This is a genomic window from Heyndrickxia sp. FSL W8-0423 (genome assembly GCF_038009395.1).
Taxonomy (GTDB): domain Bacteria; phylum Bacillota; class Bacilli; order Bacillales; family Bacillaceae_C; genus Heyndrickxia; species Heyndrickxia sporothermodurans.
Genome location: NZ_JBBPBE010000001.1, coordinates 3,762,188 through 3,774,803, shown reverse-complemented (window position 1 = coordinate 3,774,803; position 12,616 = coordinate 3,762,188). Strand labels below are relative to the sequence as shown.

The following is a 12,616-nucleotide window of genomic DNA, read 5'->3' as shown; positions in this document are numbered from 1 at the left end:
GGGGATTTTTTTATTAAAGAATATGATTGTACTCTATGAGAGAAACTAAGAAAAAAAGGAGTGCGATCATCCATGTATAAAATTCCCTCAAAAATTGAAGGAAAGCAATTTCAGCTGTATAAGCTTGAGCAACTATTAAAACCAAAAGGTTATTCAATTGGTGGTGGTTGGGACTATGATCAAGGCTATTTTGATATGAAAATGGCGAATGATGATGGCTATCAATTTTTAAGAGTTCCATTCACTCCAGTCGATGGTCAGCTTGATACTAGAGGTGTAGTCGTTCAACTCGGGATCCCATTTATTTTGAATCATGTTTATCAAAATGACGTTGACGACGATGCGGGTGTAGGTTACGCCGCGGCAGCCTTTGATCAATTTGCTGAGCCGAAAGATGAAGATGGGAATATCCCTAAAAAATATATCGACTATGGAAAAGAATTAGTCCGTGAATTAGAACATATTCTATTTTCTTAGGTTCGATTATTTAGAAATAACAAGGAGCTCATCATCGTTCGTAATTTTACGGTTGAGGGGAGGATTAATCATCGTATCCTCTCCTGTTTTTAATCCAATGAGTAATTTTCGATCCTCTTGTAAAAGATTACTTAATGCTTGAAATGTTAAACCAACCCATTCTGGTTTGATAGGAATAAATGTTAAATGATTGTCATTTAAATGATCCATCATTGAGAGAATAGTTTCTGACATTCCGTGAGAGAGGATACTATTCATCATTACGTATGATGTCTGCATATTCGTTTGAACAACTTCATTTGCGCCTCCTCGTTTCGCGTTCATGAAGTTTTCGATCGTTAAAATTTCAACTGTACAATACACATCTGGATTAATACCTTTAACAGCAAGTAATGTCAAAATTGTCCCCATATCAGCATGTATTTCTGTTTTATGTTGATCAGAAGTAATTAGCACAAATTCCGCGTAGGCAATATTTGCTTTTTTCAAAACTTCATCAATATATGGTTTTCCTCTGATAAAGTGAACTTGGCGGTTTAGATATGGATTTTGGTCAAGTGTATCATCGATTAAAACGATAGGATGTTGATTATGCGTTTGTAATAATTGTTGAATTACACTTTTAGATCGCCCATTCCATCCGATGATAATGATATGATTTTTTCCGTTAAACATCGTTTTTCCTTTTATATGAGAATTTTGTAATCTGATTGTTGATGCAGCAAGTGATGCGAAATATGCGGATACTAAGCCCGCCCCGACAAACACAAGAAGGATTCCTAGAAGTCTTCCTTTAATCGTTACAGGATAGACATCTCCATACCCAACTGTTGCCGTTGTAATCACTGCCCACCAAATACCAACGAAAATGGAGGGAAACGATTTCGGTTCGATAAAATGGATAGCCGCTCCGAAAAAGATAATAACTGAGATAGCTAATAATAATACCCTCAAAATAACCGGCCAACGAAGAAATCGGTAATAGAATTGCTGAAACATTCTATCAGCTCCTTTAAACACTCATCCATTATCTCCATATGGTTACAAAACTATAACTCATTAGGATAAAATTCTCTTGCAGTTTTTATAAAATTGAATATAATAAAAGAATAGAAAAGGGGGCATTAGCTCAGCTGGGAGAGCGTTTGGCTGGCAGCCAAAAGGTCAGGGGTTCGAGCCCCCTATGCTCCATATTAAAAACACTATCCGGAATGGTTAGTGTTTTTTTATGTTCATCATTTTAAAAAATTAATTAGCAAACCGAAATGTTTTTTTGTACAATTAATGATGAGATTAAAAATGAAGGGGGATATTAAACTGAATTCGAATACAGAAGGCCTTCAGTTAATGAAAAGTACTGAAAAAATTTGGACAAGGGACTTTATATTAATTTGCTTAGCCAATTTTTTTATTTTTCTTGGTTTCCAAATGACATTACCGACAATCCCGTTGTTTGTCGAACATTTAGGTGGAAATGATCAACTAATTGGTTTAGTAGTGGGGATATTTACCTTTTCAGCACTACTTCTTCGACCATTTGCAGGCCATGCACTAGAATCAAAAGGCAGACGTTTTGTCTACTTATTTGGTTTGACAATTTTTGTACTATCAGTCGGCTCATTTGGATTCGCTATGAGTATTATGTTTTTATTTGCTCTACGAATTATTCAAGGGGTTGGATGGGGATTTTCAACGACTGCATCAGGAACGATAGCAACAGATTTAATTCCAGCTACAAGACGTGGAGAAGGTATGGGATACTACGGTTTATCGGGTAACCTAGCATTGGCCTTTGGACCATCACTTGGCCTCGCATTAGCAGGAGTACTTACCTTTAAGCAATTGTTTTTTATTTGTGCGGGATTAGGAATTGCGGCATTATTATTATCTTCTAAAATTCGATACAAAAAGGTAGAGAAATCTGAGTCGGCTTCGGTAACAGTTAAATGGGACTTTTATGAAAAAACAGCCCTCTCCCCATCCTTACTATTATTTTTTATCACCGTTACGTTTGGGGGAATTGCGTCCTTCTTACCGTTGTATACCGAACAAAAGGGGATTGCGGGTATTCAATGGTATTTCCTTATTTATGCATTGGCATTGATGTTGACAAGAACTTTTGCAGGGAAATTATATGATAAAAGAGGACATCAAGCAGTATTCATCCCAGGAGCCTTGTTAATCATTGTGGCGATGGTTTTATTAGCGTGGTTACCAAATAGCTCAATTCTATTTGTTGCAGCTTTTCTTTATGGATTTGGTTTTGGATCGGTTCAACCGGCATTGCAGGCGTGGTCCATTGAGAAGGCACCTAAAAATAGGAAGGGAATGGCGAACGCAACTTTCTTTTCATTTTTTGACTTAGGTGTTGGTGTGGGCGCAATGGCGTTCGGACAAATTGGACATTTATTTGGATACGGAAGTATTTACAAAACAGCTGCTATTTCTGTAATCATTTCAATCATTTTATATATAGTCATCCTGCGCAAAGAAAAAAGTTCAAGCTCTAGGATAAATGCATAGAAGGGGAACTGACATCGTTCAGCCCCTTTTTTAAAAAGCTAAGCAAGACGCTTCCGCTTTAGTAACTAACTTTCAATTTCAGTTCCTACAACTTCATTCAAGTTCGATACGAGGTGGAAGATTTCAGTTGTTGGTCTTCTATAACTTGTGACTGCTTTTAATACGACTAAAAAGCTATCGTTTTGAAGGTCTTTAATACGAACACCCTCAATTGTTATTTTGTTATCCTCAATTTGGGCGATTACTTTATCTATACTCATTTTATCCTTAACTGTAATTCGTAATTGGATATCTTTTTTTCTAAGTTGTTTAGGTCCGATTTTTGATAAGATAGATGGAATAATTTCAACACTAATCATAAGTAAAATAACACCGGCAGCTGCTTCAAAGTAAAAGCCGGCACCTACTGCGATCCCAATACCTCCAGCTCCCCATATCATAGCCGCGGTTGTTAAACCTGTAATATTATCATTTCCTTTTTTTAAAATAACACCAGCTCCAAGAAAACCAATGCCTGAAACAATTTGTGCTGCTAGTCTTAAAGGGTCCATTTGTATAGGAACTCCATTTGAGTGTGGAAAAAGGTATGCTGATTGAATGGATACGATTGTTAATAGGCAGCTAATTATAGAGATAACGAGACTCGTTTTCAATCCTAATGGTTTTCGTTTTAACTCTCTTTCTAATCCGATTATTAATCCTAGTACCGCTGATATACATAGTTTAAATAATATATTAACGTCTAATAACTCCATTGTAATCCCCTTTCGACGCTTAACTGTTGAAACGATGATAGAAAATAGGGTGAAAAGATTATAGAATAAGTGTATATATTTTATCATAATTTTCATACGGCATAAGGAGAGTTATATGAATAATCCAAAAGTTAATCCATACTTCGCCCTTGTTGTAGGGGTACTTACCGTTTCAACTTCAGCTATACTAGTGAAACTTTGTACATCAGGTGCAGGAGCAATTGCATTCTATCGTCTATTTTTCTCAGTTATTATTATGTTCCCGTTTTTTTTATCGAAGAATGTTAATGAATTAATGAAAATATCGAAAAAGGACTGGCTTTTTTCGGGCATATCTGGCGCCTGTTTAGCATTTCATTTTATCCTCTGGTTCGAATCTTTAAATTATACTTCCGTTGCTAGTTCTACTGTTTTGGTCACACTACAACCTTTATTTGCTTTTGCTGGAACCTTTTTATTTTTTAAAGAGTCCTTTACGCTAAAAGCAATAATCTGTGGTGTTTTTGCGATTATAGGGAGCGTTGTTATTAGTTGGGGAGATTTCTCGATTAGTGGAATGGCATTGTTTGGAGATTTATTAGCTTTTTTAGCATGCATGTTAGTTACTGCCTACTTATTGTTTGGCCAAAATGTTAGAAAACGCATGTCCCTAATGTCATACACATTTATCGTTTATACTATTAGTTCACTAATTCTTTTAATCTATATATTAGTAAGAGGTGAAGCATTGATCCCCACGGATAATATGGACTGGATTTACTTTTTACTTTTAGCTATTCTTCCAACATTATTAGGGCACACACTTTTCAATTGGACGATTAAATGGTTAAGCACATCGGTTATTTCAATGGCAATTTTATTCGAACCAATTGGTGCTTCAATTTTGGCTTATTTTATTTTAAAGGAAAATATTATCTGGACACAAATTATCGGTGGATTGATTATCCTTCTTAGTATAACCCTTTTCATTATTGATGAGAAAAAAGCTAAGTCCAAATCAATTGATACAAATACATATCAAGTACAATAAAAATCTTTCAGGATTTAAATAAATAGATAGGTCAATCCTGAAAAGACAAACGCCATAATTAAGGTGAAAATTAAAGTAGTATAATGTTGAAAGCTTATATTTTCAATCTTTATTTCAAAAATAAGTGTGTAAATAAATAAGTAAACTGCCATCGAAAATGATAGTACTAATGCGATAATAATTACTCATTACTCCTTCCCAAATAATATTAACTTTGATAATATATATTTAATGATTGTCCTAAGTATGATAATAGGGTTTAAAAGATTTTAAAAAAAAGTATTGCAACGCGAAAATATCCATGATATATTATTAAACGTCCGATACAGAAATTGTTATATTAATAACACTTAAATAAACATTTTGTTTAAAAAAGTGTTGACTGGCAATCGGAAAGGTGATAACATTAAAAAGTCGCCTCAAAAAGCGAAAAATTGATCTTTGAAAACTGAACAAAACGAAACGTCAATTAATTTATTTTTAACTAGAGCTATTTCAAACATCTTTTTGGAGAGTTTGATCCTGGCTCAGGACGAACGCTGGCGGCGTGCCTAATACATGCAAGTCGAGCGAATCTGATAGGAGCTTGCTCCTTCTCAGATTAGCGGCGGACGGGTGAGTAACACGTGGGTAACCTGCCTGTAAGACTGGGATAACTCCGGGAAACCGGGGCTAATACCGGATAACTTTTTCCTTCGCATGAAGGAGAATTGAAAGGTGGCACTAGCTACCACTTACAGATGGACCCGCGGCGCATTAGCTAGTTGGTGAGGTAACGGCTCACCAAGGCGACGATGCGTAGCCGACTTGAGAGGGTGATCGGCCACACTGGGACTGAGACACGGCCCAGACTCCTACGGGAGGCAGCAGTAGGGAATCTTCCGCAATGGACGAAAGTCTGACGGAGCAACGCCGCGTGAGTGATGAAGGTTTTCGGATCGTAAAACTCTGTTGTTAGGGAAGAACAAGTATCGTTCGAATAGGGCGGTACCTTGACGGTACCTAACCAGAAAGCCACGGCTAACTACGTGCCAGCAGCCGCGGTAATACGTAGGTGGCAAGCGTTGTCCGGAATTATTGGGCGTAAAGCGCGCGCAGGCGGTTTCTTAAGTCTGATGTGAAAGCCCACGGCTCAACCGTGGAGGGTCATTGGAAACTGGGAGACTTGAGTGCAGAAGAGAAGAGCGGAATTCCACGTGTAGCGGTGAAATGCGTAGAGATGTGGAGGAACACCAGTGGCGAAGGCGGCTCTTTGGTCTGTAACTGACGCTGAGGCGCGAAAGCGTGGGGAGCGAACAGGATTAGATACCCTGGTAGTCCACGCCGTAAACGATGAGTGCTAAGTGTTAGAGGGTTTCCGCCCTTTAGTGCTGCAGCTAACGCATTAAGCACTCCGCCTGGGGAGTACGGCCGCAAGGCTGAAACTCAAAGGAATTGACGGGGGCCCGCACAAGCGGTGGAGCATGTGGTTTAATTCGAAGCAACGCGAAGAACCTTACCAGGTCTTGACATCCTCTTGCCCTCCCTAGAGATAGGGATTTCCCTTCGGGGACAAGAGTGACAGGTGGTGCATGGTTGTCGTCAGCTCGTGTCGTGAGATGTTGGGTTAAGTCCCGCAACGAGCGCAACCCTTGACCTTAGTTGCCAGCATTCAGTTGGGCACTCTAAGGTGACTGCCGGTGACAAACCGGAGGAAGGTGGGGATGACGTCAAATCATCATGCCCCTTATGACCTGGGCTACACACGTGCTACAATGGATGGTACAAAGGGTTGCTAGACCGCGAGGTTACGCCAATCCCATAAAACCATTCTCAGTTCGGATTGTAGGCTGCAACTCGCCTACATGAAGCCGGAATCGCTAGTAATCGCGGATCAGCATGCCGCGGTGAATACGTTCCCGGGCCTTGTACACACCGCCCGTCACACCACGAGAGTTTGTAACACCCGAAGTCGGTGAGGTAACCTTTTGGAGCCAGCCGCCGAAGGTGGGACAGATGATTGGGGTGAAGTCGTAACAAGGTAGCCGTATCGGAAGGTGCGGCTGGATCACCTCCTTTCTAAGGATATAAGGAAAACCACTATCGTGGTTACAACGAAGACGTTCTCGTTTTGTTCAGTTTTGAGAGGTTAATTCCTTTCAAACTTGTTCTTTGAAAACTAGATAATATGAGAAATAACCAAGTAATAACCGAGAATCGCCACTTTATGGATGAATCCATTAAGTAAGTAATAAACAACCTTTTTAGGTTAAGTTAGTAAGGGCGCACGGTGAATGCCTTGGCACTAGGAGCCGATGAAGGACGGGACTAACACCGATATGCTTCGGGGAGCTGTAAGCAAGCTTTGATCCGGAGATTTCCGAATGGGGGAACCCACTGCCCGTAATGGGGTAGTATCCTTACTTGAATACATAGAGTAAGGAAGGCAGACCCGGGGAACTGAAACATCTAAGTACCCGGAGGAAGAGAAAGCAAACGCGATTTCCTGAGTAGCGGCGAGCGAAACGGAAGAAGCCCAAACCAAGAGGCTTGCCTCTTGGGGTTGTAGGACACTCTATACGGAGTTACAAAGGAACGGAGTAAATGAAGAGGTCTGGAAAGGCCCGTCAAAGAAGGTAACAACCCTGTAGTTGAAACTTCGTTCCCTCCAGAGTGGATCCTGAGTACGGCGGGACACGTGAAATCCCGTCGGAAGCAGGGAGGACCATCTCCCAAGGCTAAATACTCCCTAGTGACCGATAGTGAACCAGTACCGTGAGGGAAAGGTGAAAAGCACCCCGGGAGGGGAGTGAAAGAGAACCTGAAACCGTGTGCCTACAAGTAGTTAGAGCTCTGTGCGTATTTCCTTCGGAAAGACGCCGAGTGATAGCGTGCCTTTTGTAGAATGAACCGGCGAGTTACGATTTCAAGCAAGGTTAAGCTGAAGAGGCGGAGCCGCAGCGAAAGCGAGTCTTAATAGGGCGAATGAGTTTGAGGTCGTAGACCCGAAACCAGGTGATCTACCCATGTCCAGGGTGAAGGTAAGGTAACACTTACTGGAGGCCCGAACCCACGCACGTTGAAAAGTGCGGGGATGAGGTGTGGGTAGCGGAGAAATTCCAATCGAACTTGGAGATAGCTGGTTCTCTCCGAAATAGCTTTAGGGCTAGCCTTAAGGTAAGAGTCTTGGAGGTAGAGCACTGTTTGGACTAGGGGCCCTCATCGGGTTACCGAATTCAGACAAACTCCGAATGCCAATGACTTATCCTTAGGAGTCAGACTGCGAGTGATAAGATCCGTAGTCAAAAGGGAAACAGCCCAGACCACCAGCTAAGGTCCCAAAGTATACGTTAAGTGGAAAAGGATGTGGAGTTGCTTAGACAACCAGGATGTTGGCTTAGAAGCAGCCACCATTTAAAGAGTGCGTAATAGCTCACTGGTCGAGTGACTCTGCGCCGAAAATGTACCGGGGCTAAACGTATCACCGAAGCTGTGGATGGACACCGTTGGTGTCCGTGGTAGGAGAGCGTTCTAAGGGCTGAGAAGCTAGACCGTAAGGACTGGTGGAGCGCTTAGAAGTGAGAATGCCGGTATGAGTAGCGAAAGAAGGGTGAGAATCCCTTCCACCGAATGCCTAAGGTTTCCTGAGGAAGGCTCGTCCGCTCAGGGTTAGTCGGGACCTAAGCCGAGGCCGAAAGGCGTAGGCGATGGACAACAGGTTGATATTCCTGTACCACCTCTTCACCGTTTGAACGATGGGGGGACGCAGGAGGATAGGGTAAGCGCGCTGCTGGAATAGCGCGTCCAAGCAGTTAGAGGGGTGACGAGGCAAATCCCGTCACCATGTACCTTGAGCTGTGATGGCGAGGGAAATATAGTACCGAAGTTCCTGATTCCACACTGCCTAGAAAATCCTCTAGTGAGGTGAAAGGTGCCCGTACCGCAAACCGACACAGGTAGGCGAGGAGAGAATCCTAAGGTGAGCGAGAGAACTCTCGTTAAGGAACTCGGCAAAATGACCCCGTAACTTCGGGAGAAGGGGTGCTCTGTTAGGGTGCAAGCCCGAGAGAGCCGCAGTGAATAGGCCCAGGCGACTGTTTAGCAAAAACACAGGTCTCTGCGAAGCCGTAAGGCGAAGTATAGGGGCTGACGCCTGCCCGGTGCTGGAAGGTTAAGAGGAGAGGTTAGTGGCATCACGAAGCTTTGAATTGAAGCCCCAGTAAACGGCGGCCGTAACTATAACGGTCCTAAGGTAGCGAAATTCCTTGTCAGGTAAGTTCTGACCCGCACGAAAGGCGCAACGATCTGGGCACTGTCTCAACGAGAGACTCGGTGAAATTATAGTACCTGTGAAGATGCAGGTTACCCGCGACAGGACGGAAAGACCCCGTGGAGCTTTACTGCAGCCTGATATTGAATTTTGGTACAGCTTGTACAGGATAGGTAGGAGCCTTTGAAGCCGGAGCGCCAGCTTCGGTGGAGGCGTCGGTGGGATACTACCCTGGCTGTATTGAAATTCTAACCCGCACCCCTGAATCGGGGTGGGAGACAGTGTCAGGCAGGCAGTTTGACTGGGGCGGTCGCCTCCTAAAAGGTAACGGAGGCGCCCAAAGGTTCCCTCAGAATGGTTGGAAATCATTCGCAGAGTGTAAAGGCACAAGGGAGCTTGACTGCGAGACCTACAAGTCGAGCAGGGACGAAAGTCGGGCTTAGTGATCCGGTGGTTCCGCATGGAAGGGCCATCGCTCAACGGATAAAAGCTACCCCGGGGATAACAGGCTTATCTCCCCCAAGAGTCCACATCGACGGGGAGGTTTGGCACCTCGATGTCGGCTCATCGCATCCTGGGGCTGTAGTCGGTCCCAAGGGTTGGGCTGTTCGCCCATTAAAGCGGTACGCGAGCTGGGTTCAGAACGTCGTGAGACAGTTCGGTCCCTATCCGTCGTGGGCGTAGGAAATTTGAGAGGAGCTGTCCTTAGTACGAGAGGACCGGGATGGACGCACCGCTGGTGTACCAGTTGTCTTGCCAAAGGCATCGCTGGGTAGCTATGTGCGGAAGGGATAAGTGCTGAAAGCATCTAAGCATGAAGCCCCCCTCAAGATGAGATTTCCCTTAGTTTATCTAAATAAGACCCCTGAAAGATGATCAGGTTGATAGGTTCGAGGTGGAAGTGTGGCGACACATGGAGCTGACGAATACTAATCGGTCGAAGACTTAACCAACAATAGATTCAAGGTTATTATGAAGTGTTTCTCATCTATCTAGTTTTGAGGGAACAAACCCTTAAATAAATAGTCTGGTAACTATGGCGAGAAGGTCACACCCGTTCCCATCCCGAACACGGAAGTTAAGCTTCTCAGCGCCGATGGTAGTTGGGGGCTCTCCCCCTGCAAGAGTAGGACGTTGCCAGGCAAATAGAAAAGCGGAAGACGCTTGCTCATCGGCGAAACTCGCTGGAGGGCTGACGAGGAAGATTGTTTTTCAAAACTTCCACAGCAGCCTGAAGCGATGCAAGCCGATAGCGTCTGAAGCTAGACAATAATGGAGGATTAGCTCAGCTGGGAGAGCACCTGCCTTACAAGCAGGGGGTCGGCGGTTCGATCCCGTCATCCTCCACCATATTTATTTAATTTAAAAGATAATCGTATGCCGGCCTAGTTCAATTGGTAGAGCACGACCGAATAAGCTTCATTGAAATGCTTCAGCGTACAGCTTGAGCTGCTACTTGAATCAGCATTCTGAAAGCTGGACGACAGTTCAAATTTAAATTAAATTAAAGGAATACGATCATAATAAGCCGGCCTAGCTCAATTGGTAGAGCAACTGACTTGTAATCAGTAGGTTGGGGGTTCAAGTCCTCTGGCCGGCACCATCTTTCGAAGATATCGAGCCATTAGCTCAGTCGGTAGAGCATCTGACTTTTAATCAGAGGGTCGAAGGTTCGAGTCCTTCATGGCTCACCATTTAAATTATACGCGGGTGTGGCGGAATTGGCAGACGCACCAGACTTAGGATCTGGCGCCGCAAGGCGTGGGGGTTCGACTCCCTTCACCCGCATTATAAGTAATTAAGTCGCGGAAGTAGTTCAGTGGTAGAACACCACCTTGCCAAGGTGGGGGTCGCGGGTTCGAATCCCGTCTTCCGCTCCAGACAACCCTTGCCGGGGTGGCGGAACTGGCAGACGCACAGGACTTAAAATCCTGCGGTAGGTGACTACCGTACCGGTTCGATTCCGGTCCTCGGCACCATAATTTTTTTGCAAAGCAAAATAATTTTCTTAATATGCGCCCGTAGCTCAATTGGATAGAGCGTTTGACTACGGATCAAAAGGTTAGGGGTTCGACTCCTCTCGGGCGCGCCATTACTAGAAGTGAGAAGTTGGAAATTAGAAGTTAGAATGTAAGTTTTATCTTCGAAGCAACACTAGAGATACTCTAACCTCGATCATCCAATCTCTAACATCTAAATCGGGAAGTAGCTCAGCTTGGTAGAGCACATGGTTTGGGACCATGGGGTCGCAGGTTCGAATCCTGTCTTCCCGACCATTCAAAATATACAAATAGTATTATGGGGCCTTAGCTCAGCTGGGAGAGCGCCTGCTTTGCACGCAGGAGGTCAGCGGTTCGATCCCGCTAGGCTCCACCAAAAAATATTAAATATAACTATATGGCGGCGTAGCTCAGCTGGCTAGAGCGTACGGTTCATACCCGTGAGGTCGTGGGTTCGATCCCCTCCGCCGCTACCATATAGGACCTTTAGCTCAGCTGGTTAGAGCAGACGGCTCATAACCGTCCGGTCGTAGGTTCGAGTCCTACAAGGTCCACCATAGAATTTCGGAGGAATACCCAAGTCTGGCTGAAGGGATCGGTCTTGAAAACCGACAGGCGGGTTACACCGCGCGGGGGTTCGAATCCCTCTTCCTCCGCCATATAAACGTATAATATTGCCGCGGGGTGGAGCAGTCTGGTAGCTCGTCGGGCTCATAACCCGAAGGTCGCAGGTTCAAATCCTGCCTCCGCAATCATTTAAGTAAAATTTATACTTGATTAAAAAAATGGTCCGGTAGTTCAGCTGGTTAGAATGCCTGCCTGTCACGCAGGAGGTCGCGGGTTCGAGTCCCGTCCGGACCGCCATTTTACAACATACATTACATAATTGGCTCGGTAGCTCAGTCGGTAGAGCACGATCGAATAAGCTACAAAGCGACGCTTCAGCGTACCAATCGAGCTGCATCTTGTATAACTTCCCGAGATTGGGACGATGGCGAACTTCATGCTAGATAAGGAAAATAAATTAAAAATGGCTCGGTAGCTCAGTCGGTAGAGCAATGGACTGAAAATCCATGTGTCGGCGGTTCGATTCCGTCCCGAGCCACCATTTAAAGTAACTAAGAAACGTATTTAACAAATATGGCGGCTATGGCGAAGTGGTTAACGCATCGGATTGTGGTTCCGACATGCGTGGGTTCGATTCCCACTAGCCGCCCCATATATTGCGGGTGTAGTTTAGTGGTAAAACTACAGCCTTCCAAGCTGTTGTCGTGGGTTCGATTCCCATCACCCGCTCCATATTTTTTTTATGGGCCTATAGCTCAGCTGGTTAGAGCGCACGCCTGATAAGCGTGAGGTCGATGGTTCGAGTCCATTTAGGCCCATTTTATTCCGCAGTAGCTCAGTGGTAGAGCTATCGGCTGTTAACCGATCGGTCGTAGGTTCGAATCCTACCTGCGGAGCCATTTTATTTTTAAAAGAAATATTGGAGAAGTACTCAAGTGGCTGAAGAGGCGCCCCTGCTAAGGGTGTAGGTCGGGTAACCGGCGCGAGGGTTCAAATCCCTCCTTCTCCGCCAGTA

The 12,616-nt window shown here is 44.3% G+C and carries 5 protein-coding genes, 21 tRNA genes and 3 rRNA genes; 27 read left to right on the top strand and 2 right to left on the bottom strand.

Annotated elements, in window-relative coordinates:
- The first annotated feature begins 72 nt into the window (after positions 1-72).
- The gene (locus MKY81_RS19385) at positions 73-477 is read left to right on the top strand and encodes a YugN-like family protein (protein ID WP_066234251.1); all 405 of its coding nucleotides are present in this window, start codon (positions 73-75) and stop codon (positions 475-477) included.
- A 6-nt stretch (positions 478-483) separates the two neighbouring features.
- On the opposite strand, the gene MKY81_RS19380 is transcribed toward MKY81_RS19385, so the two are convergent.
- On the bottom strand, positions 484-1,476 hold the full coding sequence (locus MKY81_RS19380; RefSeq protein WP_108071719.1) for a potassium channel family protein: 993 nt from the start codon (positions 1,474-1,476) through the stop codon (positions 484-486).
- Positions 1,477-1,595: 119 nt separating this feature from the next.
- On the opposite strand from MKY81_RS19380, the gene MKY81_RS19375 reads away from it, so the two are divergent.
- Positions 1,596-1,668, top strand: a tRNA-Ala gene (locus MKY81_RS19375).
- Between the two features lie 156 nt (positions 1,669-1,824).
- A complete protein-coding gene (locus tag MKY81_RS19370; protein WP_445663940.1) occupies positions 1,825-3,000 on the top strand; it encodes an MFS transporter in 1,176 nt (391 codons plus the stop codon).
- A gap of 65 nt (positions 3,001-3,065) precedes the next feature.
- On the opposite strand, the gene MKY81_RS19365 is transcribed toward MKY81_RS19370, so the two are convergent.
- Positions 3,066-3,755 carry an MgtC/SapB family protein gene (locus tag MKY81_RS19365; protein ID WP_108071717.1) on the bottom strand — a complete coding sequence of 230 codons (690 nt, stop codon included), beginning with the start codon at positions 3,753-3,755 and terminating at the stop codon, positions 3,066-3,068.
- 115 nt (positions 3,756-3,870) lie between these two features.
- Between MKY81_RS19365 and MKY81_RS19360 the strand changes: the two genes are divergently transcribed.
- From MKY81_RS19360 to MKY81_RS19245, 24 genes are all read left to right on the top strand, one after another.
- Positions 3,871-4,785 (top strand): DMT family transporter, encoded by a 915-nt coding sequence (locus MKY81_RS19360; protein ID WP_341118580.1) that lies wholly within the window; start codon positions 3,871-3,873, stop codon positions 4,783-4,785.
- 504 nt (positions 4,786-5,289) lie between these two features.
- Positions 5,290-6,843 (top strand): 16S ribosomal RNA (locus MKY81_RS19355).
- Positions 6,844-7,031: 188 nt separating this feature from the next.
- Positions 7,032-9,987 (top strand): 23S ribosomal RNA (locus MKY81_RS19350).
- A 73-nt stretch (positions 9,988-10,060) separates the two neighbouring features.
- A 5S ribosomal RNA gene (rrf, locus tag MKY81_RS19345) occupies positions 10,061-10,177 on the top strand.
- The 16S, 23S and 5S rRNA genes sit together here with 20 tRNA genes alongside, the layout of an rRNA operon.
- Before the next feature lie 131 nt (positions 10,178-10,308).
- Positions 10,309-10,384, top strand: a tRNA-Val gene (locus MKY81_RS19340).
- Between the two features lie 177 nt (positions 10,385-10,561).
- Positions 10,562-10,637 (top strand) — tRNA-Thr (locus MKY81_RS19335).
- Between the two features lie 15 nt (positions 10,638-10,652).
- Positions 10,653-10,728: transfer RNA gene (locus tag MKY81_RS19330), tRNA-Lys, on the top strand.
- A 12-nt stretch (positions 10,729-10,740) separates the two neighbouring features.
- A tRNA-Leu gene (locus MKY81_RS19325) sits at positions 10,741-10,822 on the top strand.
- A gap of 17 nt (positions 10,823-10,839) precedes the next feature.
- Positions 10,840-10,914: transfer RNA gene (locus tag MKY81_RS19320), tRNA-Gly, on the top strand.
- A 10-nt stretch (positions 10,915-10,924) separates the two neighbouring features.
- Positions 10,925-11,013, top strand: a tRNA-Leu gene (locus tag MKY81_RS19315).
- 36 nt (positions 11,014-11,049) lie between these two features.
- Positions 11,050-11,126 (top strand) — tRNA-Arg (locus tag MKY81_RS19310).
- 107 nt (positions 11,127-11,233) lie between these two features.
- A tRNA-Pro gene (locus MKY81_RS19305) sits at positions 11,234-11,310 on the top strand.
- Between the two features lie 24 nt (positions 11,311-11,334).
- Positions 11,335-11,410 (top strand) — tRNA-Ala (locus MKY81_RS19300).
- 23 nt (positions 11,411-11,433) lie between these two features.
- Positions 11,434-11,510 (top strand) — tRNA-Met (locus tag MKY81_RS19295).
- 4 nt (positions 11,511-11,514) lie between these two features.
- A tRNA-Ile gene (locus MKY81_RS19290) sits at positions 11,515-11,591 on the top strand.
- 9 nt (positions 11,592-11,600) lie between these two features.
- Positions 11,601-11,693: transfer RNA gene (locus tag MKY81_RS19285), tRNA-Ser, on the top strand.
- A gap of 19 nt (positions 11,694-11,712) precedes the next feature.
- Positions 11,713-11,786: transfer RNA gene (locus tag MKY81_RS19280), tRNA-Met, on the top strand.
- Positions 11,787-11,821: 35 nt separating this feature from the next.
- Positions 11,822-11,898, top strand: a tRNA-Asp gene (locus MKY81_RS19275).
- A 168-nt stretch (positions 11,899-12,066) separates the two neighbouring features.
- Positions 12,067-12,142: transfer RNA gene (locus MKY81_RS19270), tRNA-Phe, on the top strand.
- Between the two features lie 35 nt (positions 12,143-12,177).
- Positions 12,178-12,253, top strand: a tRNA-His gene (locus MKY81_RS19265).
- Positions 12,254-12,259: 6 nt separating this feature from the next.
- Positions 12,260-12,333, top strand: a tRNA-Gly gene (locus MKY81_RS19260).
- Between the two features lie 12 nt (positions 12,334-12,345).
- Positions 12,346-12,419, top strand: a tRNA-Ile gene (locus MKY81_RS19255).
- A gap of 6 nt (positions 12,420-12,425) precedes the next feature.
- A tRNA-Asn gene (locus MKY81_RS19250) sits at positions 12,426-12,500 on the top strand.
- A gap of 22 nt (positions 12,501-12,522) precedes the next feature.
- Positions 12,523-12,613 (top strand) — tRNA-Ser (locus MKY81_RS19245).
- Positions 12,614-12,616: the final 3 nt, after the last annotated feature.